The sequence below is a fragment of the Mesorhizobium sp. P170090 genome (assembly GCF_057786115.1).
Genome location: NZ_JBYNWH010000001.1, coordinates 863,414 through 881,650 on the forward strand (window position 1 = coordinate 863,414; position 18,237 = coordinate 881,650).

Below are 18,237 nucleotides of genomic sequence, written 5' to 3' on the forward strand. Positions count from 1 at the left end.
CGTTTGAACGGACTCAGGCGACGCGCATTAGGTCTTTGTTTTTATGCATGTCGTTTGCTCAAATCGGGACCACTTTTGAGCGACATGCAAATAGGCGATCGCCCGTGCGCCGGTCAAATCAACAGTTTTGCTGGGGGCAAATTGGCCACGTTGGCCGCCACGCTTCTTGCTAGATCGCCTTGATGAGGCGCAGCAACCCCAGCATCTCGATCAGCCTGCCCTCGCGGAAGGCGATGTAGGTCGGTTCTTCGACGCCATGGAAGCGGCGCTTGAACGCCGCCTGGCCCTTGAGGTTGAACTTGCTGCGGTTGACCCAGGGCGACTCATAGGCCCGCTCGAAGGCGTTGCGCCAGAAGCTCGATTCGGCAAAGCTGTTGTCTCCGACATCGAGCATCGGCGACAGGCCGAGCGTGACGACCGAAATGCCCTCATTGCGAAACCGGTCGACGGCGAATTTGGTCAGCCCGATTTCGGCATGCGGCGAGGCATCGATGTGCTTGCGCTTGAACGAGGTGGTATAGCCGATCACCTTGCCATCCCGGAACATCGGATCGAAATCGAGCAGAGCGACGAGCTCGCCTTCCGGGCTGTAGAGCACGAAACGGCGCATATCGATGCCGAGATGATCGGCAAAGGGGCGGTTGAGGAACGCCATCTCCCAGCGCTTGACGATGCGGTCGGCCCGCCAGTTCTGTGACAGGCGCTGGACCTCGTCGAGATAGACCGCTCCTTCGCCAAAGGAAAACCCCTTCTTCAAGAGCCAGCGTTCGGAATAGCGCACGGTTTCGTTGCGCTTGCCGGAAAAATCGTGAGCCGGCAGCTCCAGCCGCGTGTCGACGCCGAGGCGGTTGACCTGGTAGCCAAGCCCTGCCAGAACGCGCGCCGTCGGTTCGCCGATCTGCACGAACCACGGGCTGTCGGCGGCTTCGACAAAGCGCCTGATATAGTCGGGCCGATCGGCCGGATGGGCGACCGGGTCACCGAGCGCGAAATGGTGCTTCATCTTGGTGCCGAAGGCGATGTAGCCGTCGGCGTCGCCGAAATAGGACAGTTTTTGCTGCACGGCGGTCGAATAGGCCAGCGAGAAGTCGCCGTGCTGGCGGACAAGCGCCAGCCGCTCGACATGCGAAAAATCCTGGCGCGGCACCTTGGCTGCGGCGCCCTCCAGCAGTCTGTCGAGAAAGATGCGCAAGGAGGGCATGGTCGAGCTTCCGCGTGCCGATGATAAACAGAGGCTTGCCCCCAAGGCCTCGAATCAGTCGCATTGACGCGACCTCATTATCGATCATATCGCCCCTGTGCCATATGGGACGTGCCATATAGGACGGGTCCCCATGGCGCACCTGAAAGGAAATCTCGACCGAATGGAGGCTACGACAAGCGAAACGATGCCTATCGTCCTGGGGCCGAAAGGACCCGACTATACGGTTATCGTCATCGGCGCCGGAGCGGCGGGGCTGGCGGCCGCCGACGCGCTTGGCCGGCGCGGCGTGCGGGTCGTCGTGCTTGAAAAGGAGCCGCGGATCGCCGAACCGTGGCGACGGCGGCACGAGAAGCTGACCCTAAACACGCATCGCGCGCTGTCGACCCTGCCCGGCCTTGCCTATCCGCCCCGCACCGCCGCCTTTCCGAACAAGGATGCCATCGTCGGTTATCTCGAGGATTTTGCCCGCGCGCGCGGCATAAGGGTCGAATTCGGCACCGCCGTCGAGCGGATCGAACGCAGAGGCAATGGCTGGCTCGTCCATACGGGCCGGGAAACGCTGAGCGCCCGCAATGTCATCGTCGCCACCGGCCGCGACCGCTTGCCATGGACGCCGGACTGGCAAGGCAAGGCGACTTTCACCGGCAAACTTGTCCACGCCGCCGATTTCGGCACAGCACAGGACTATGTGGGCAAAAGCGTGCTGGTGGTCGGGGCCGGAAATTCCGGCTTCGACGTGCTCAACCACCTCGCCCGTGCCGACACCAAGGCCATCTGGTTGTCAGCCAGGCAGGGTCCGTCGCTGATGCCGAAACGGATCGGCAAGGTCGCCGTGGCGCGCTTCGGCGGTTTCATGGCGATGCTGCCGACGTGGATTGCCGATGCCGCGATTGCCGCGACGCAGCGGCTGGTGTTCGGCGACCTCGCCCGCTTCGGCCTGCCGCCGGCGCCGAAAGGCGGCGCCAGCCGGCTCGGCGTCGAGCAGATCGCTATCGCCGTCGACGACGGCGCCGTCGCAGGAATGAAGGCCGGACGGATTTCGGTGGTGGCGCCGGTGGCGGCTTTCGAAGGCGCCGGCGTGCGGCTGAACGACGGCACGGTGCTCGAGCCGGATGTGGTAATCGCGGCAACCGGCTATCGCACCGGCCTGGAGGCCATGCTGGGCGATCTCGGCGTGCTCGACGCCAAGGGCGTGCCGAAGGCCAATGGCGGCACCCCGAGCGGCCAGCCCGGCCTGTGGTTCATCGGCATGCGGCCAAGCCTGACCAGCTATTTTCACAGCGCCGGCCTGCAGGCCGAAGCGATTGCCCGTCAGATCGCCAAGGGGTTGTAGACGAGCGCTTCTGGACGGAGAACCACCGCACTTCGGGCTGCTGCTGTGGCGCGGACTGGTGGTTCAACGCATCTGCAAGACGGGATCGAATATCCTGGCGATTGGGCGAAAACGCCATCCCGTCGTCATCCACGGGCGAAGCAAGGAGCGTAGCGACGCGGCGCAGACCCGAGGATCCATGCCGTGACTTCTGAGCTACGCTGCGTTGCAGGTTCTGCTCCGCTGCTTCCACGGCCAAGGCATGATCCCTGGGTCTCCGCGACGGAGCTTCGCTCCTGCTTCGCCCGAGGACGACGAAGTCGAGATGCTTGCGGCCAACCTCCAAAGCAGGCGCTTGAACTCGTTCATTGCATCATTATATAACATGTTATACTTATCCAGGAGACGGATCACCCATGGAAGACATCATTCGATCCCTCGGCTACCTCACCCTCGGCAGCAGGCTGAAGCGTATCGGCGAGCAGTTGCAGGCCGATACGCAGCGCATGCTCGATGGGCTGGAGGTGCCGGTGCAGTCCAGCCAGTATCCTCTGCTGGCCGCGCTCGACCGGCTCGGGCCGCTGCCTGTCGGCGAGCTGGCGCAGTCACTGGGGATCACCCAGCCGGGGGTGACGCGCAGCGTGGCGCTGCTGGCCGAGTTGGGGCTGGTCGAGGCCGCGCCATCGAACGACGACCAGCGCCGCAGGATGATCTCGCTGACCGCGAACGGCCAGCGCCTGGTCGATAAGGCGAAGCGAGACGTTTGGCCGCGCATCGAGAACGCCGTTGCCGACTTGTGCAAAGACCTTGCAGGGCCGCTTCTCGAACAACTCTCGGCAATAGAGGACGGCCTGGCGGCGGCCCCGCTCGACCGTCGTGTGAAACAGGATGTCGCGCCATGAGCCATGTCCTCGATCGTCCGGTCTGGAGCGCGCTCGACACGCGGCATCGGATCTTTGCGTATGGCGACAGGCTCGCCAGGCGCTATCCCTCCTCGATCGTCCCCTTCGCGGCTTCCGGGGCAGACGACGCTGAGAGCCTGCAGGCGCTCGCAAGCCTCATTCCTGCAGGTGAGAGCGTGTTCATGCTCCAGGCGGACCCCATTGCCTTGCCGCCGGAACTGACCGCGACCGTGACCGCCTTCGGCGTTCAGATGGTTGCCGAGGCGCCATTGCCTTCCGTGTCGGACGAGCGTGTACAGCAGCTGACGCAGGACGACGCGGCCGAGATGCTTGCTTTGGCGTCACTGACCAAGCCCGGCCCGTTCACGCTCAAGGCGCTGAGCCTCGGCGAGTTCTGGGGCGTGAAGATCGACGGCCGGCTGGCGGCGATGGCCGGCGAGCGCATGAAGCAGCCCGGCTACAGCGAACTCAGCGGCGTCTGCTCGCATCCCGAATTTCGCGGCAGCGGCCTCGGCCGGCTGCTGTCGGTGTTCGTGGCCAACCGAATTTTTGCGCGCGGCGAAGTTCCCTACCTGCATGCCTATGCCAGCAATGCCGGCGCGGTTGGGTTGTACGAATCCATCGGCTTCAGGCTGCGGGCAGAGATGAATGTGGCCGTCGTGCAGCGCGCCGGCTAGAGCGTTTCACCGTTTCACGGAAACGGCGAACCGCTCCTAGGCCTTTATTTTTACGCAATTCCGGACGGAAAACCGCTTCACACTTTTCCTGGAATTGCTCCAGGCCGCCTTGCGGGCCTCAGGCTGATTTCGGCTCCAACCTGCGGAAACCCACGGTTTCCATAAGCATATCTTCCTCGATCATGCCGGCATTGTGGAGCGCAAGCAGGTTCAGCGCGATCTCCCGCGCCTCCGCCGAATCGGGATGCACGTCGCGCCTGCGGCAGGCTTCGTCGAACACGCGTTGCAGCCTGGCGATGTCGTCGGGTTTCAGCAGGCCACGGTCATAGACGGACTTTGGCATGGCACTCTCCTCCAGAAGACGTAGGGCGCCATGTTTAAATGTCCATTCTTATCCGGGGCTTGGGTGGGCAGCTGCCTGGGTTTGCGTTAATCCGGCCCGAGCGTTGCAATCAGACCGCGATCGTGCTGCCATTCATTCAGCCACCTCTCGTCATCGTCGGGCCTGTCTCGCCGCAGTCTGCTTGACGTGTCGGCGCGCTTGCGAAACAAGGGCTGCCACAAACGACAGCGAGGCACAAAAGTGAGTTTCTGGGGACTGGCGCAGCTCGTCATTTCGACGGTGATTTTCCTGCTGGCGGCAATCGCGGCCAAGCAATGGGGGCTGGCGCCAAGCCTTGGCAAGATCGTGCTGACACTGGCGCTGTATACGGCGGGCAATCTGATGATGCTGCGGCTGGTTCGTGAGTTCGGCATGTCGGTGTCGTTCAGCCTGTCGGCGGTGATCCAGCTGGTGGCGGTCAATGTGGTGGCGCTGGTGTTCTTCGGCGAACGCGTCAATGCCTTGCAAGCGACCGGCATCGTGCTGGCCATCGCGGCGGTGGTGCTGATCTCGCTCGGGCCTTACCTGCAGGGGCGACTGTAATCCGATGAAGACCCCGCGTGCGTTCACCAACTGGCTTGAATTTCCGGTGCTGCTGGCCGGGCTGGTGATAGCCGCCGGGCTGTGGGGCTTCGAGGAACTGATGGAGGTGGCGCGGGCCACCACGCCGCACGCTTTCGATACTGAGATCCTGCTCGCTTTCCGAAAAGTGGGTCAGCCGGATGTTCCCGTCGGCCCGGCATGGCTGGAAGGCGCGATGCGCGACATCACCAGCCTCGGCAGCTCCAGCGTGCTGGTGCTGATCGTAACGGCGGTGATCGTCTACCTCCTGCTGATCCGTAGGCCGAGGACGGCGCTGCTGATCTTTGTCGCGGTGGCCGGCGGGCAGCTGCTGTCGACCTTGCTCAAGGCCGGCATCGACCGGCCGCGCCCCGATCTTGTCTCGCACCTGGCCAACGAGACGTCGCTGTCGTTTCCCAGCGGCCACGCCATGCTGTCGGCGGTGACCTATCTCACGCTGGGCTCGCTGGCAGCGCGCTTCCTGCCGGGACGAACGACGAAAATCTATGTCCTCAGCCTGGCGGTGCTGGTAACGCTGCTGGTCGGCGTCAGCCGCGTCTATCTCGGCGTCCACTGGCCTTCCGACGTGCTGGCGGGATGGTGCGCCGGCTTCACCTGGGCGACGCTGTGCTGGCTGGCGGCGCGAATGCTGCAGCGGAACAAGGCGGTGGCCGATGGCAACGAGCCCGAAGACTGACGATCCGGAGCGACATTCAAATCAGCCGGTTGATCAGCCCGTGTCCGCAGCCTGCCAGCAGAAAAACCGCCGACAGCAAGGCTGCCGACGTCGTCAAGGTCCTGAAAATCTTCAACGGATATTTCCCCGCCAATAAGAGCCAAGGCGGTAGCGTAGCATGCTCATCCTGTATCCCGCCATCCGGCTTTGTGGAGAGATCATGTTTCATGTATGCTTTATGATGGTTGAAACATCACTATGATTGTATTACACGTCGTCTCCGCAGACTCAGACGGGGGTTCCGACCGATGATCACTGCCGCGCAGATGCGCGCCGCGAGGGCGCTGGCCGGCATCGATCAGAAGACGCTCGCCGAGCGTGCCGGCGTTTCGCTTCCGACAATCCAGCGCATGGAAGCGAGTGACGGCGTGGTCAGGGGTGTGGTCGATACGCTGATGAAGGTTATCCAGGCTCTCGACGAGGCCGGGGTGGAGCTCATCGGCGAGAACCAGACCAGCGAGCGCGGCGGCCGGGGCGTGCGCCTCAAGCCGGTCGCGCCGCCGAACCCGCAAGGCTGAGCCGGCATATAGTCGCGACGGCGACCGCCGACAGTCCTGCCGACGATCCCGCCGCCTTCACGCAAGCGGAAGGCAGTCCATGGATCAGATCCGGCGGGCAGTGCATCAACCGGCCCAGAAGTCGGCAAAGCCGACATTTTCAGAGCTGTTCACGCCCAAGCTGGTGACGGTCTGGCGCGAAGGTTACCGCCTGCCGCAGTTCAAGGCCGACTTCATGGCCGGGCTGACCGTCGCTATTGTCGCGTTGCCGCTGTCGATGGCGATTGCGATTGCTTCGGGCGTGACGCCGGAGCGCGGCCTGTTCACCGCCATTGTCGGCGGCTTCATCGTCTCGGCGCTCGGCGGCAGCCGCTTCCAGATCGGCGGCCCGGCCGGCGCCTTCATCGTGCTGGTGGCGGCGACGGTGCAGCGCGAAGGCGTCGACGGACTGCTGCTGGCGACGATGATGGCCGGCATCTTCCTGCTCGCCATCGGCTATCTCCGGCTCGGAACCTATATCAAATTCATCCCTTACCCGGTGACGGTCGGCTTCACCGCCGGCATCTCGATCATCATCTTCTCCGGCCAGATCGTCGAACTGTTCGGGCTGAGGCTTGCCGGGCCGGAGCCCGGGCCGCTGCTGCCGAAACTGATGGCGATCGGCCACGCGGCCGGCACGCTCAACATCTCGGCAACGCTGGTGGCGGCGTTGACCATCGCCACCATCGTTGGGGTGAAGCGCTGGCGGCCCGGCTGGCCGGGCATGCTGATCGCCGTCGGACTGGCCTCCCTTGTCGTGGCGATGCTTTCGCTGCCGGCGGAAACGATCGGCACCCGCTATGGCGGCATTCCGCGCAGCCTGCAATTTCCGGCGCTGCCTGTGTTCAGCCTCGACAAGGCGCTTGCGGTGCTGCCGGATGCGGTGGCTTTTGCGCTGCTCGGTGCCATCGAATCGCTGCTCTCGGCCGTGGTCGCCGATGGCATGACCGGGCGGCGTCACCGTTCCAATTGCGAACTGGTGGCGCAAGGCTTTGCCAACATCGCGTCTGCCCTGTTCGGCGGCATCTGCACCACCGGCACCATCGCCCGCACCGCCACCAATGTGCGGGCCGGCGCGCATGGGCCGGTTTCCGGCATGCTGCATTCGCTTTTTCTGCTGGTCTTCATGCTGGTGGCCGCACCGCTGGCCAGCTACATCCCGCTTGCCGCCCTTGCCGGGGTGCTGGCGGTTGTCTGCTGGAACATGTTCGAGAAGCAGGCCTTCGCCACGTTGCTGCGCGCTTCGCGCGGCGATGCCCTGGTGCTGATGGCAACCTTCCTGATCGTCGTCTTCCGCGACCTCACCGAAGGCATCGTCGTCGGCTTCGCGCTAGGCTCGATCCTGTTCATCGACCGTATGGCCAAGTCGATCGCCGTGGAGGCGGATTTGCCGCTGGTGCAGGACGATGTCGCCGACAGCAGCGGCCGCGCCTACGATGCAAGCGAGGCAAGCGACGCCGACACCGTCGTCTATCGCATCTCCGGCGCCTTCTTCTTCGGCGCCGCCTCTACTGTCGGCACGGTGCTCGACCGCATCGCCGACCAGCGCAAGAACTTCATCCTCGATTGTTCGGCGGTGCCCTTCTTCGATTCCACCGCGGCCAATGTCATCGAGGGCGCGGCGCACAAGGCGAAACGCGCCGGCGTGCGTTTCATCATCGCCGGCGCCTCGCCGCAGACACGGCGCATGCTGATCAACCACGGCGTCAAGCGGCCGCTGGTGACCTTTGCCGCCTCGATCAAGGATTCGCGGGCGCAACTCAAAGCCGCGCCCGCTGGCTGAGCCGGCAAGTGTGCGCCGTCAGTCCAGGCTCAGCACCGCGATCTCGCCCTCGTTCATCAGCGGCACGAAAATCCGCGTGCCGTCTGTGCCGATATCGGCGCTGCCCGGCTTGAACTGCTCTACAGCCTCCGGCGCCTCGCCGACTTTGTACCGATAGAGCGTGCCGGTCATGAAGGCGGTGGCGTAGATGCTGTCGCCGATGGCGACGACGCCATCGAGGTCGGCAAAGTTTTGTGCGCCAGGCAGCGGCGTCACGGCTTTCGTCGCGAGATCGACCGACAGCAGGCCCCCGGGCGCGGCAGTGCTGAAGTCCGGTTTGATGCCCTTGCCCCAGGACGCCACGATCAGCCGATCGCGATCGGCAAAGATGCCGTTGGGCGCGGCGAGCTTCGCATCCTTCACGAACAGTTCCGGCTTGTCGCCGTCAATGCGGTAGATCGCATCGGCCAGCATGTCGGTGACATAAACCTTGCCCGAACTGTCCGATGTCACGTCGTTGAGGAAAACGGCGCCGGGCACATCGATGGTCGAGATGAGCTTGCCGCTGGCGAGATCGACGATGCGCACCTTGGTGATATCGGCGACGTAGAGCTTGCCGCCGGAGATCGCCGAGCCTTTTGGTGCATCCATGCCGTCGGTCCAGTGCTGGCTAATGATCTTGCCGTCCAGCGACAGCACCGAGAGATAGCCGTTGCCGTCGGCCTCCCCAGGATTGCCGACGATGTTGGAGACGATGATGCGACTGTTGGCGGCGTCGAACAGCGCCGATTCCGGTTGCTCGAAGCCCGAGGCGCGCCAGAGTTCGGCGGCCTCGGCCGCAGGCACGAGCGCGATAGCGAAGGCGGCGAGACAAATAGAGGGGATGAGGGTTTTCATGGCCAGGTCTCCTGTGATGGATGGCGGAGAGCTAGGATTTTCGATACTTTTCCGGAAGGACGATTCGAGCTAGTATCGGAAACCGATACGAAATGGCGCAAAAGAGGTGCATTCCATGAACGGCCTGATCTTCGAGGCGCTGAAGCGGACGCTGAAGGCCAAGGGCGTCACCTATCGTGAGCTTGCCGGGCGGATGGGCGTTTCCGAGCCGACGGTCAAGCGCATCTTCCACGAGCGCAACTGCAAGCTCGACCGTCTCGTCGGGATCTGCGCTGCCGCCGGCGTCGAGCTGGAAAACGTGCTGGGGTCGATGAATCGGGGGCCGGGACCGGTCAACCGCATCGCGCCAGAGGTCGAGCGCAAGCTTGCCGGACTGCCGGCGCTGCTGTTCATCTTCGTCATGCTATCGGAGAAATTCACGCCCGAGGGCGTCATGCGCTCGCAGGGCTTGAGCGAAGCGTCGATGTTCCTCTATCTGCGCGATCTCGAAGCGCTCGGCCTCATTGCGCTGGGCAGCGGGTTGTCGGCACGGCTGCTGGTCGACACACCGATCCAGTGGAATTTCGAAGGGCCGCTCAGGCCGCTGTTCGAGATGACAAACAAGAATTTCATCGGCTGGGCGATCACCCATCTGGAGCGGGAAGCGACCTTCGTCTCATTCTCCAGGCGGATGCGGCCGGAGACGGCGGAGATGGTGAAGCGCGAGGCGGAGGAACTGGCCGAGCGCGCCAAACTGCTCGCCCATCACGACCAGAACACGACGCCGGAAGACGGGCTGACCGGCTACAAATGGACGTTTGCTTTTGGCGCAACCCCGTTTCCGGCGATCATGCCGATCGGCCCGCACCCCAGGGATGCCGGTGCGTCCGACCGGCCCACCGCTCCGGCAAAGGGACGCCGCCCGTTGCCGGCTTGACGCGCCAGCCGCGTTTCAAAAACGAAACCATGATAGAGTTCGCGCGCTGATTTGCCAGACTGTACGGGGCGGGTTTGCCGAATGCGTGGCCGTCCCCGCAAAATCGAAGTGATCCTATGCCGACCGCGCCAACACTTGAACTTCGCCGCTATTCGCGCCTGAAAAATTTGCGGGAGCGCGCAGAACGCCAGGGTGCTGCATTGCAGTTCTGGGCGCGCACGGCATCGCTCGCCGTGATCTCCTGCTTCTTTTCCTTGATCAGCCGCTGGGATGCCTCGCTGCTCTTCGTGCTGGCGGGCCTCGCGCTGTTCCAACTCGTCGGCCTGATCCAGTTTCGCTTTGCGCGCCGTCGCAACGCGCCATGGTGGATCGGTTACCTCGTCGGTACGCTGGACATCATTCTGTTGACCGTTCTGCTGGTAACGCCCAACCCGTTTTCCCTCGAGGTCGCGCCGGCCGCGATGCAACTGCGCGAGGGCAGCTTCAAATTCCTGCTGATTTTCGTATGCCTTGGCGCGCTGACCCTTTCGACACGATTGGCGCTCTATCTCGGCGCGCTCGCGGCCTTGACGTGGACGATCGGGGTGGGATGGGTGGTTTTTCATGCGGGAACCGTCATTCCGGCAACGAACCTCTATTCGCTGCCGATGACAGAGCGACTGAATCTCTATCTCAACCCCAATTTCGTCGATACGTTCGCGCAGGCGACCAATGTGTTGGTTGTCCTGATTATCGGCGCGATCATGGCGCTGGTCGTCTCCCGTTCCCGGCATCTGTCGGAAGACTATGTCAAGGCAGAGCGCGCCCGCGCCAATCTCGCCCGGCATTTTTCGCCCAATGTCGTCGACCAGCTCGCCTCGGATGACGAGCCCTTCGGTCCGGTCCGCCGGCAGGATATCGCGGTGCTGTTCGCCGACATCGTCGGCTTCACACACTATTCCGAGGATCATCCGGCCGAAGCAGTGTTCGAACTACTGCGTCAGTTCCACCGTCGCATGGAGCAGGTCGTTTTCGACCACCATGGCACCGTCGACAACTATATCGGCGATTGCATCATGGCGACCTTCGGGGTTCCGCAAGCCAGCCATGACGACGCAACCCGGGCCATCCGGTGCGCTGAAGCGATGATCGCCGCTATCGAAGACTGGAATGTCCAGCGTGTGTCCAGGGGATATCCGCCGCTGGACGTTCGGATCGGTGCACAATATGGCGCCGTCGTCCTCGGCGCGGTCGGCAGCGAGCGCAACCTGTCCTTCGCGGTGGTGGGCGACACCGTCAACGTCGCCAGCCGTTTGCAGGCGCTCTGCCGGGAGCTTCAGGCGAATATTTGCTTTGGGTCACGACTGATTGAGGCCGCGAAGGGGGAATCGCTCGGGACACAGCTGAATGCGCGCGATCATGGACCGGTTAGCATCCGCGGCCGGGACGAACCGGTCCATGTCTGGGTCGAACACAGGGCCGAAAACCAGGGCGCCATCGCGGTTTCGGCGTGATGCAGGCCGCCATGTGAGACGCCTGCACCTCATGACTCAGGCCGAAGCCATCACGTGTCTGAGGCGATTGCGCCAGCCTTCGCGGCTGCGGCGTCGGTGCCTGCCTTGTCCTCCCAGGTCACCGCCCGGTAGTCGAAACCATATTCCAGCGTCGGTTTGACGATGCGGAAGAATGGCGACAGGTCGAAGTCGCGCGGCGTGTAGAGCGAGTAGTGGCGGATGTGCAGGATTTCGCGGCGCGAATAGTTCGACTGCGCCGAGGCGCGCCCGGGCGCGCGGGTGATCTCGGGCAGGATCGGATAGCGGATCTCGCCATAGGCTTCGGCGATCAGGGTCGAGCAGATGGCGCGCGTCGGGTCGCCGGAGCCGAAAGCCAGCATGCGGCGGCGCCAGCGCACCGGCACCGGTGGCGTCGGCAGGAAAAAGCGCAGCATGTCGAAAATGTTCTTGAGATCGTATTTCAGGCCGAGCTTGCCGATCATGAAGGCGACGACATGGTCGCGGTCTTCCGGGGTCAGCCCGCTCGCCCGGCAGATACGGGTGTTGTAGGTGCGGTAGCGCGACAGCGGCACGGCGACACAGCCTTCGCCGAGCGTGACTTCGATCAGCCGACGCCGTTCCGATCCGTCCTCCGGCTCGGACAAGGCATCGCCGATATAGAAGGCCGCATGCGACCAGGTCGACTGGGTCAGGTATTTGATCGCCGCCGAGATCTTCTGGTTGCCTTCGATGAGCAGGATGTCGCCGGGCTCGAGCGTGCGCCGCAACGTCTCGGCGTCGGACGGCGTGTAGGGCTCATAGCCGGAGGATTCGTCCTGCAGCCGGCCGGCAAGCCAGCGGCCAAGTCGGTCGAGAAGCGTGTCGCGCGGCGCGGTCATGGTAAAGTGTGACTAGCACGAGGTGACGTCCTCGGCCATGATCAACCGACCGGGACCTCTTTCGACAATACCGGGCCGGCGAGGTCGTCGCGCGCATTGCGCGCGAGTTTCTTTGTCGAGCGCTTGGGGCTGTCGCCGAACAGCTCGGCCGCTCCGGCGAGGCAGCTCTTCTTCAGGCTTTTTTCCGAGCGCTTCAAAAGCTTGCCAAGAAGCCTTGTGTCCTGCGCATCGCCGAGCGGCTCACCGTCGGCCTCGAGCAACACGCGCATGACGAAGACGTCGTGCAGTTCGCCGAGCCTTTCGCCCAGTTCGTCGACCGCCTTGCGCCGCACCTTGATCGGCGTCGGCCACAGCCGGCCGAGCAGCGACAAATGCATCGAATGGGTCTTGGCAGCCTTGCGCAGATCGTGGAAATCCTCTGCTTCGCCGCGCGATCCCGCCCGGTCCAGCGCCTTCCTGGCACGGCGCAAGGTCTTGCGAGCGCCTTCCGCAAGCACATCGGCTGCATGCTCAGGCAGATCGGGGAGCAGCAGCCGCTCTATCCTGATGAGGCCTTCCTCGCAGGCGGCGGTGGCCGCGCCTATGGCGGCGTCGAGGCCGGCGCCGGCATGCATTTCATGCTGGCGGGCAATCAGCCGGTCGCGCACGCTGTCGAGGCCGCCGCCGGCAACCTGCTCGGGAAAGGCGGCTGCCAGCCGGTCGACGGTCTCGACCAGCGCGGTCGCCTCGCGCGGCCCGGCAAGCAGCGCCGCCACCTGACGGTAGCATTGGTTCTCAGTCCGACAGAATGTTTCATTTCCGGAACGGACCAGCCGCAGCAAGGCGCGCGCGCTCTTCAGCCGCTTGCGGCATTTGTGCAATGCCTGCTCCGGCTGGTCGCGCACGACGGCCAGATGGGCAAGCGCCTTGCCGATCTCCTCGCCAAGGATACGCCTGACCTCGCCGGTCAGCGGCAGGCGCGGATCGATGCGAAAGCTCATGCGGCGATCTCCGGAATCCCCCTAGAGCATGATGCCGAAAAGTGTGAAGCGGTTTTCGGACGACATCATGCTCCATCTCTTTTGATTTAGAGCCGGATTCCGATTTTAGGTCGACCCGACCTAAAATCATCCGGCTCTAGGGCGAGCGACGCGTTGTAAAATCTCTGCTCGCCGGTCACTTCGCGGCCGAGCCAATCAGGCAGCATTTCGTCAGGTACATCCTCCGGCGTCTCCAGTTCGGCCACCACAAGGCCGGCTAGAATCCCGCCGAAAACATCGACTTCGTAGAGATAGCCGCGATGCCTAACATGGTGGCGTGTCTTCTCGATGACATGTCCGATGGCGAAGGCCAGCATCTCCTCTGCGTCCGCCAGTGGAATTTCATATTCGTATTCGTCACGCTCGCGGATCTTGCTGCCGAATTTAAGCGTCAGCTTCGCCGAACTGCCGTCGCTGATGCGCACGCGCACGGTGCGGCCGGGTGTTGCGGCAAGATAGAACTGGCGAATGCGTATATTCGCCTCGGCCATTTCCAGCCATTCGGCGCTGGAGACCAGGAACTTGCGTTCGACTTCCTTGCCCATGGCCGCCCACTAAAGCGTCTGCGGCCCGACATGGCAAGCCGCCGCGGATAATCAATTTGACTTTAATCAATCGATTGATTAAGTGCCCAGCATGATCAAAACCGTAGCCGATAAAACGCCCCGCCAGGAGACATCCCCCGCAGAGCAGACGCGCGCCGCACTCGTGCTTTCGGCGCTCAAGCTGTTCGGACGGCAAGGGTTCGACGGCACGTCGACGCGTGAGATCGCCGCCGAGGCCAAGGCCAACATCGGCTCGATCGCCTATCATTTCGGCGGCAAGGAAGGGTTGCGCGCGGCCGCCGCCGACCACATCGTCGAAACCATCCAGTCGGTTGCCGGCCAGGCGCTCGGCGGCACGCAATTGCCGGGTCAAGCCGGCCCGGAGGCGGCGAGGGCACAATTGTTCGCCGCGCTGGAAGCGACGGTGGCGTTTATCGTAGCCAGACCGGAAGCTGGCGATATCGTACAATTTGTACTTAGGGAATTGACGCATCCGACCGCCGCACTCGACCGCATCTATGACGGGGTGTTCGAACCGACGCATCGCCGCCTCTGCCAGATCTGGGAACAGGCGACGGGCGAGCCGGCCGAAAGCGAGGCCACCAAGCTCGTGGTCTTCACGCTGATCGGCCAGGTCATCTATTTCCGCATCGGTCGCGAAGCAGTGATGCGTCGTATGGGCTGGCGCGAGATCGGCAACACCGAGGCCGCCAAGGTGGTGGCGGCGGTGACAGGCAATCTTGGCGCCATACTGGCGGCCCGCAATCCGGTCGCCCGCAAGGAGGGCAAGCGATGAGTTTTCTCTGTTCCCTGCCGCTCGCGGCCCAGCTGTTCGGCGCCTGCGCGCCGGCAGCGCCGCTTGCCGTCGGCTATGTCGAGGGCGACTATGTCTTGCTGGCGCCGATCGAAGTGGCGCAGGTCGAGACCGTCGCGGTCAAGCGCGGCGACCGTGTTGTATCAGGCACGCCGGTGGTGACTCTCGAAAGCGCCGACGCAAAAATCGCCGTCGCCCAGGCAGAGGCCGCGCTCGCCCAGGCGCAGGCGCAGCTTGCCGACCTGCAGATCGGCAAGCGGCCGGAGGAGATCGCGGTGCTGAAGGCCGAGGTCGACATGGCCAAGGCCCAGGCCACGGATGCCAAGCGCAAATACGACCGCGCCGCCGACCTGTTCAAGCGTGGCGCCGGCACGCAGGCCGACTACGACACCGCCGCCGCGACGCTGGAGACCGCCAATGCGCAGGTCGGCCAGGCGCAGGCCAACCTTGCCGTCGGCGGTCTGCCTGCGCGTCCCGAAACGATCAAGGCGGCAGACAATCAGGTCAAACAGGCGCAGTCGGCGTTGAAGCAGTCTGAGTGGCGGCTGTCGAAGCGCGTGCTGGCGGCACCCTCGCCCGGCCGCATCAATGACGTCATCCGCAATCCCGGCGACACCGCCGGTCCGACCGCGCCTGTCATTTCGATGTTGCCGGACGGTGCGGTAAAGCTCAGCGTCTATGTCCCGGAAAGTGCGTTCTCGTCGATCAAGGTCGGCACGCTGCTTGTCGTCCATTGCGACGGCTGCGGGCCGGAGGTGAAGGCGCGCGTCAGCTATGTCTCGCCCGACCCGGAATTCACCCCGCCGGTGATCTACTCGCTCGAGAACCGGCAGAAGCTGGTCTACCTCGTCGAGGCGCGGCCTGAGGGCAAGGCGCAAGCGCTGCAGCCGGGACAGATCGTCGATGTCGAGCTGGTGGCCTCCGCAAAATGAACGCCATCGACGTTCATGGCCTGGTCAAGCGTTTCGGCGACAAGACTGTCGTCGACCATGTGACGATGACGGTGGCCGAGGGCGAGATCGTCGGCTTTCTCGGGCCCAACGGGTCCGGCAAGACGACGACCATCCGCATCATGTGCGGCCTGCTGACGCCCGACGACGGCGAAGGTACGGTGCTGGGTTTCAACATCCGCACCGAGTCGCTCCGCATCAAGCGCGAAGTCGGCTACATGACGCAGAAATTCTCGTTCTACGAGGATTTGACGATCGGCGAGAATCTCGAATTCGTGGCGCGGCTCTACCGGCTGAAGCCGGTCGAGGAGCATGTGTCGAAAACGCTGGAAGAGCTTGGCCTGACGAGCCGCCGCAACCAGCTCGCCGGCACGCTGTCGGGCGGCTGGAAGCAGCGGCTGGCACTGGCCGCCTGCATCATGCACAAGCCGAAGCTGCTGCTGCTCGACGAGCCGACCGCCGGCGTCGATCCGAAGGCGCGGCGCGAATTCTGGGACGAGATCCACCGGCTGGCGAGCGGCGGTCTGACCGTGCTGGTCTCCACCCATTACATGGACGAGGCCGAGCGCTGCCACCGCATCAGCTACATCTCCTACGGCAAGATGCTGGCCACCGGCACGGTGGACGAGGTGGTGACGAATGCCGGTCTGACCACCTTCGTGCTGCAGGGACCGCGCCTCGACCAGGTCGCCGATGCACTCAGGGACCGGCCCGGCGTCGACCAGGTGGCGCCGTTCGGCGCGACGCTGCATGTCGTCGGCTCCGACAAGGCAAAGCTCGAAAAGGCGCTCGCCGATGTCGAGAAGGAGCACAAGGGTGTCAGCGTAAAACCCGGCGAGACCAGCCTTGAGGACGTCTTCATCCAGTTCATGTCCGGCTCGAAGGACAATATGGCATGAACAGCGTCTTCTCCTTCGCCAGGCTAGGTGCGCTGCTGATCAAGGAATTCATCCAGATGCGGCGCGACCGCATCACCTTCGCCATGATGCTGGGCGTGCCGCTTTTGCAGCTGGTGCTGTTCGGCTACGCCATCAACAACGATCCCAAAAGCCTGCCTGCCGCACTGGTGGCGACCAGCAACGACCCCTACACCCGCGCCATTGTCGCGGCCCTGCAGACGACCGGCTACTACCGCTTCGACCATGTCGCGCAAAGTGCCGAGGATGCTGAATTCCTGATGGCGCGCGGCGATGTCGCCTTCGTCGTCACCATCCCGGCCGATTTCGGCCGCCGGGTGGAGCGCGGCGACAATCCGCAGATCCTGATCGAGGCCGACGCAACCGACCCGGCCGCCGCCAGCGGCGCCATCTCGACGCTAAGCAAAGTGGCCAGCCAGGCGCTGCTTCGGGCGCAAGGCATGCAGGAGGCGGCGAGTGAGGCCGCCAGGGGCCAGCTCGATGTGGTGGTGCACCAGCGCTACAATCCGGAAGGCATCTCGCAATACAACATCGTGCCCGGCCTGCTCGGCGTCATCCTGCAGATGACCCTGGTGATGATGACCTCGATCGCGCTGACCCGGGAGACCGAGCGCGGCACTATGGAAAACCTGCTCGCCATGCCGTCCAGCCCGTTCGAGATCATGCTGGGCAAGGTGCTGCCCTATCTGGTGGTCGGCGGCGTCCAGGTGGTGGTGGTGCTGGCGGCGTCGAAGCTTCTGTTCGCCATTCCTTTCACCGGCTCGATGTCGCTGCTGCTTACCGCCGTATTGGTGTTCGTGCTGGCGCTGGTGCTGCTTGGCTACACCATCTCGACCATCGCCCGCACGCAGATGCAGGCGCTGCAGCTGACCTTCTTCTTCTTCCTGCCGTCGATCCTGCTGTCCGGCTTCATGTTCCCCTATCGCGGCATGCCGGGCTGGGCGCAGACCTTCGGCGAGATTTTCCCGCTGACGCATTTTCTGCGCATCACCCGCGCGGTGATGCTGAAGGGCGCTGAACTGCCGGCGGTTGCGGGCGAGATCGCCTGGCTGGTCGGGTTCGTGGCCTTGTTTGCCGGCGTCGCATTGGTGCGGTTCAGGCGCACGCTCGACTGAGCGTTCAGGAATTGAGCGATCGCGGACCGCTGACGAACGGGCTGCCCCTGACATAGAACCGCAGCGGGCGGTCCGCATCCTTCGTGATGCCGATGCGGATGCCTTGGCCGATGTCGCTGGCCTGATGCTCGTCGGCTGCCAGCCATAGCGGGCCTTGGCGGCACAGATCGAGGCCGTCCAGCGAACGGTCGATCCGCAATGCCTGGGCGAGCCGCCCCGGCCCGCGCGCCAGGTCGCGCAGGCGCTCCACGCCCCGGTTCAGCCGCATGATGGCGATGCCTTCGAGCGGCTCCAGCGCCCGGATCAGCACGCCGGTGCCGGTGCCGGGCCCCTCGCTCGAGACATTGAGCATCCAGGAGACCCCATAGGCGAGGTAGACGTAGGCGTGTCCGGGCCCGAGGAACAGCGAACGGTTGCGCGGCGTCATGCCGCGATAGCCGTGCCCGGCGGCGTCGCCGGTGACATAGGCCTCGGTCTCGACGATACGGCCGCTGACGATGCCTTCCGGCAGCTCCCGCACCACGAGCTTGCCGATGAGATAGCGGGCGAGATCGGCCGTATCATCAGGCAGTTCGGCACGATCGAGCGGATGGTGGCCGGTCATGCTACCGCCGCCGTGTT

21 protein-coding genes are annotated in these 18,237 nt (G+C 64.1%); 13 read left to right on the forward strand and 8 right to left on the reverse strand.

The features are described from left to right. Nucleotides 1-169: 169 nt before the first annotated feature. Nucleotides 170-1,201, reverse strand: a complete 1,032-nt coding sequence (locus tag AC3EML_RS04320) for a phosphatidylglycerol lysyltransferase domain-containing protein (protein WP_352520684.1) — start codon at nt 1,199-1,201, stop codon at nt 170-172. A gap of 133 nt (nt 1,202-1,334) precedes the next feature. Between AC3EML_RS04320 and AC3EML_RS04325 the strand changes: the two genes are divergently transcribed. From AC3EML_RS04325 to AC3EML_RS04335, 3 genes are all read left to right on the forward strand, one after another. Beyond that, the gene (locus tag AC3EML_RS04325) at nt 1,335-2,537 is read left to right on the forward strand and encodes a flavin-containing monooxygenase (protein ID WP_352520683.1); all 1,203 of its coding nucleotides are present in this window, start codon (nt 1,335-1,337) and stop codon (nt 2,535-2,537) included. Between the two features lie 395 nt (nt 2,538-2,932). After that, nucleotides 2,933-3,418, forward strand: coding sequence for a MarR family winged helix-turn-helix transcriptional regulator (locus AC3EML_RS04330; RefSeq protein ID WP_023703860.1), 486 nt, complete (start codon nt 2,933-2,935; stop codon nt 3,416-3,418). Then, a complete protein-coding gene (locus AC3EML_RS04335; RefSeq protein WP_023703859.1) occupies nt 3,415-4,095 on the forward strand; it encodes a GNAT family N-acetyltransferase in 681 nt (226 codons plus the stop codon). Before AC3EML_RS04330 ends, AC3EML_RS04335 begins: the two co-directional genes overlap by 4 nt. 118 nt (nt 4,096-4,213) lie before the next feature. On the opposite strand, the gene AC3EML_RS04340 is transcribed toward AC3EML_RS04335, so the two are convergent. Then, complete coding sequence (locus AC3EML_RS04340; RefSeq protein ID WP_023736970.1) at nt 4,214-4,438, reverse strand: hypothetical protein; 225 nt, start codon at nt 4,436-4,438, stop codon at nt 4,214-4,216. 240 nt (nt 4,439-4,678) lie between these two features. On the opposite strand from AC3EML_RS04340, the gene AC3EML_RS04345 reads away from it, so the two are divergent. Both AC3EML_RS04345 and AC3EML_RS04350 read left to right on the forward strand, forming a co-directional pair. Beyond that, nucleotides 4,679-5,020 (forward strand): hypothetical protein, encoded by a 342-nt coding sequence (locus AC3EML_RS04345; protein ID WP_023681268.1) that lies wholly within the window; start codon nt 4,679-4,681, stop codon nt 5,018-5,020. A gap of 4 nt (nt 5,021-5,024) precedes the next feature. Continuing rightward, a complete protein-coding gene (locus AC3EML_RS04350; protein WP_023687516.1) occupies nt 5,025-5,735 on the forward strand; it encodes a phosphatase PAP2 family protein in 711 nt (236 codons plus the stop codon). Between the two features lie 16 nt (nt 5,736-5,751). On the opposite strand, the gene AC3EML_RS04355 is transcribed toward AC3EML_RS04350, so the two are convergent. After that, on the reverse strand, nt 5,752-5,943 hold the full coding sequence (locus tag AC3EML_RS04355) for a hypothetical protein (RefSeq protein WP_352520682.1): 192 nt from the start codon (nt 5,941-5,943) through the stop codon (nt 5,752-5,754). Between the two features lie 79 nt (nt 5,944-6,022). On the opposite strand from AC3EML_RS04355, the gene AC3EML_RS04360 reads away from it, so the two are divergent. After that, complete coding sequence (locus AC3EML_RS04360) at nt 6,023-6,292, forward strand: helix-turn-helix domain-containing protein (protein ID WP_023673276.1); 270 nt, start codon at nt 6,023-6,025, stop codon at nt 6,290-6,292. Between the two features lie 79 nt (nt 6,293-6,371). Then, entirely contained in the window at nt 6,372-8,093 is a 1,722-nt protein-coding gene (locus AC3EML_RS04365; RefSeq protein ID WP_352520681.1) for a SulP family inorganic anion transporter, read from the forward strand. Nucleotides 8,094-8,111: 18 nt separating this feature from the next. Here the strand turns inward: AC3EML_RS04365 and AC3EML_RS04370 are convergent, their stop codons facing one another. Beyond that, entirely contained in the window at nt 8,112-8,969 is an 858-nt protein-coding gene (locus AC3EML_RS04370) for an SMP-30/gluconolactonase/LRE family protein (protein ID WP_352520680.1), read from the reverse strand. A 115-nt stretch (nt 8,970-9,084) separates the two neighbouring features. On the opposite strand from AC3EML_RS04370, the gene AC3EML_RS04375 reads away from it, so the two are divergent. Continuing rightward, nucleotides 9,085-9,885: a helix-turn-helix domain-containing protein gene (locus AC3EML_RS04375; protein ID WP_352520679.1), complete on the forward strand. Its 801-nt coding sequence runs from the start codon at nt 9,085-9,087 to the stop codon at nt 9,883-9,885. Nucleotides 9,886-10,001: 116 nt separating this feature from the next. Further along, nucleotides 10,002-11,378: an adenylate/guanylate cyclase domain-containing protein gene (locus AC3EML_RS04380; RefSeq protein WP_352520678.1), complete on the forward strand. Its 1,377-nt coding sequence runs from the start codon at nt 10,002-10,004 to the stop codon at nt 11,376-11,378. A gap of 50 nt (nt 11,379-11,428) precedes the next feature. Here the strand turns inward: AC3EML_RS04380 and AC3EML_RS04385 are convergent, their stop codons facing one another. The 3 genes from AC3EML_RS04385 to AC3EML_RS04395 all read right to left on the reverse strand — a co-directional run bounded on the left by AC3EML_RS04385 (nt 11,429) and on the right by AC3EML_RS04395 (nt 13,820). Further along, complete coding sequence (locus AC3EML_RS04385; protein WP_023741343.1) at nt 11,429-12,256, reverse strand: C40 family peptidase; 828 nt, start codon at nt 12,254-12,256, stop codon at nt 11,429-11,431. Nucleotides 12,257-12,297: 41 nt separating this feature from the next. Beyond that, the gene (locus AC3EML_RS04390) at nt 12,298-13,236 is read right to left on the reverse strand and encodes a CHAD domain-containing protein (RefSeq protein ID WP_352520677.1); all 939 of its coding nucleotides are present in this window, start codon (nt 13,234-13,236) and stop codon (nt 12,298-12,300) included. 86 nt (nt 13,237-13,322) lie between these two features. Then, nucleotides 13,323-13,820, reverse strand: coding sequence for a CYTH domain-containing protein (locus AC3EML_RS04395; protein ID WP_023728787.1), 498 nt, complete (start codon nt 13,818-13,820; stop codon nt 13,323-13,325). A 91-nt stretch (nt 13,821-13,911) separates the two neighbouring features. Here AC3EML_RS04395 and AC3EML_RS04400 point away from each other — a divergent pair, with 91 nt between their 5' ends. Genes AC3EML_RS04400 through AC3EML_RS04415 form a run of 4 tightly spaced genes read left to right on the forward strand, consistent with a single transcriptional unit; the run spans nt 13,912 to nt 17,616 of the window. Beyond that, nucleotides 13,912-14,616, forward strand: coding sequence for a CerR family C-terminal domain-containing protein (locus AC3EML_RS04400; protein ID WP_352520676.1), 705 nt, complete (start codon nt 13,912-13,914; stop codon nt 14,614-14,616). Next, nucleotides 14,613-15,566 carry an HlyD family secretion protein gene (locus AC3EML_RS04405; RefSeq protein ID WP_352520675.1) on the forward strand — a complete coding sequence of 318 codons (954 nt, stop codon included), beginning with the start codon at nt 14,613-14,615 and terminating at the stop codon, nt 15,564-15,566. The genes AC3EML_RS04400 and AC3EML_RS04405 overlap by 4 nt, the downstream gene beginning before the upstream one ends. Then, nucleotides 15,563-16,483, forward strand: coding sequence for an ABC transporter ATP-binding protein (locus AC3EML_RS04410; RefSeq protein ID WP_352520674.1), 921 nt, complete (start codon nt 15,563-15,565; stop codon nt 16,481-16,483). The genes AC3EML_RS04405 and AC3EML_RS04410 overlap by 4 nt, the downstream gene beginning before the upstream one ends. Next, nucleotides 16,480-17,616: an ABC transporter permease gene (locus AC3EML_RS04415; protein ID WP_023696062.1), complete on the forward strand. Its 1,137-nt coding sequence runs from the start codon at nt 16,480-16,482 to the stop codon at nt 17,614-17,616. The genes AC3EML_RS04410 and AC3EML_RS04415 overlap by 4 nt, the downstream gene beginning before the upstream one ends. 4 nt (nt 17,617-17,620) lie before the next feature. Here AC3EML_RS04415 and AC3EML_RS04420 read toward each other — a convergent pair whose 3' ends face one another. Beyond that, complete coding sequence (locus AC3EML_RS04420) at nt 17,621-18,220, reverse strand: DNA-3-methyladenine glycosylase (RefSeq protein WP_023748245.1); 600 nt, start codon at nt 18,218-18,220, stop codon at nt 17,621-17,623. Nucleotides 18,221-18,237: the final 17 nt, after the last annotated feature.

Coding starts and splice junctions, on each gene's coding strand:
- AC3EML_RS04320 (WP_352520684.1), bottom strand. CDS start 1,201: ATGCCCTCCTTGCGCATCTTTCTCGACAGACTGCTGGAGGGCGCCGCA.
- AC3EML_RS04325 (WP_352520683.1), top strand. CDS start 1,335: ATGGCGCACCTGAAAGGAAATCTCGACCGAATGGAGGCTACGACAAGC.
- AC3EML_RS04330 (WP_023703860.1), top strand. CDS start 2,933: ATGGAAGACATCATTCGATCCCTCGGCTACCTCACCCTCGGCAGCAGG.
- AC3EML_RS04335 (WP_023703859.1), top strand. CDS start 3,415: ATGAGCCATGTCCTCGATCGTCCGGTCTGGAGCGCGCTCGACACGCGG.
- AC3EML_RS04340 (WP_023736970.1), bottom strand. CDS start 4,438: ATGCCAAAGTCCGTCTATGACCGTGGCCTGCTGAAACCCGACGACATC.
- AC3EML_RS04350 (WP_023687516.1), top strand. CDS start 5,025: ATGAAGACCCCGCGTGCGTTCACCAACTGGCTTGAATTTCCGGTGCTG.
- AC3EML_RS04355 (WP_352520682.1), bottom strand. CDS start 5,943: ATGAAACATGATCTCTCCACAAAGCCGGATGGCGGGATACAGGATGAG.
- AC3EML_RS04360 (WP_023673276.1), top strand. CDS start 6,023: ATGATCACTGCCGCGCAGATGCGCGCCGCGAGGGCGCTGGCCGGCATC.
- AC3EML_RS04365 (WP_352520681.1), top strand. CDS start 6,372: ATGGATCAGATCCGGCGGGCAGTGCATCAACCGGCCCAGAAGTCGGCA.
- AC3EML_RS04370 (WP_352520680.1), bottom strand. CDS start 8,969: ATGAAAACCCTCATCCCCTCTATTTGTCTCGCCGCCTTCGCTATCGCG.
- AC3EML_RS04375 (WP_352520679.1), top strand. CDS start 9,085: ATGAACGGCCTGATCTTCGAGGCGCTGAAGCGGACGCTGAAGGCCAAG.
- AC3EML_RS04380 (WP_352520678.1), top strand. CDS start 10,002: ATGCCGACCGCGCCAACACTTGAACTTCGCCGCTATTCGCGCCTGAAA.
- AC3EML_RS04385 (WP_023741343.1), bottom strand. CDS start 12,256: ATGACCGCGCCGCGCGACACGCTTCTCGACCGACTTGGCCGCTGGCTT.
- AC3EML_RS04390 (WP_352520677.1), bottom strand. CDS start 13,236: ATGAGCTTTCGCATCGATCCGCGCCTGCCGCTGACCGGCGAGGTCAGG.
- AC3EML_RS04395 (WP_023728787.1), bottom strand. CDS start 13,820: ATGGGCAAGGAAGTCGAACGCAAGTTCCTGGTCTCCAGCGCCGAATGG.
- AC3EML_RS04400 (WP_352520676.1), top strand. CDS start 13,912: ATGATCAAAACCGTAGCCGATAAAACGCCCCGCCAGGAGACATCCCCC.
- AC3EML_RS04405 (WP_352520675.1), top strand. CDS start 14,613: ATGAGTTTTCTCTGTTCCCTGCCGCTCGCGGCCCAGCTGTTCGGCGCC.
- AC3EML_RS04410 (WP_352520674.1), top strand. CDS start 15,563: ATGAACGCCATCGACGTTCATGGCCTGGTCAAGCGTTTCGGCGACAAG.
- AC3EML_RS04415 (WP_023696062.1), top strand. CDS start 16,480: ATGAACAGCGTCTTCTCCTTCGCCAGGCTAGGTGCGCTGCTGATCAAG.
- AC3EML_RS04420 (WP_023748245.1), bottom strand. CDS start 18,220: ATGACCGGCCACCATCCGCTCGATCGTGCCGAACTGCCTGATGATACG.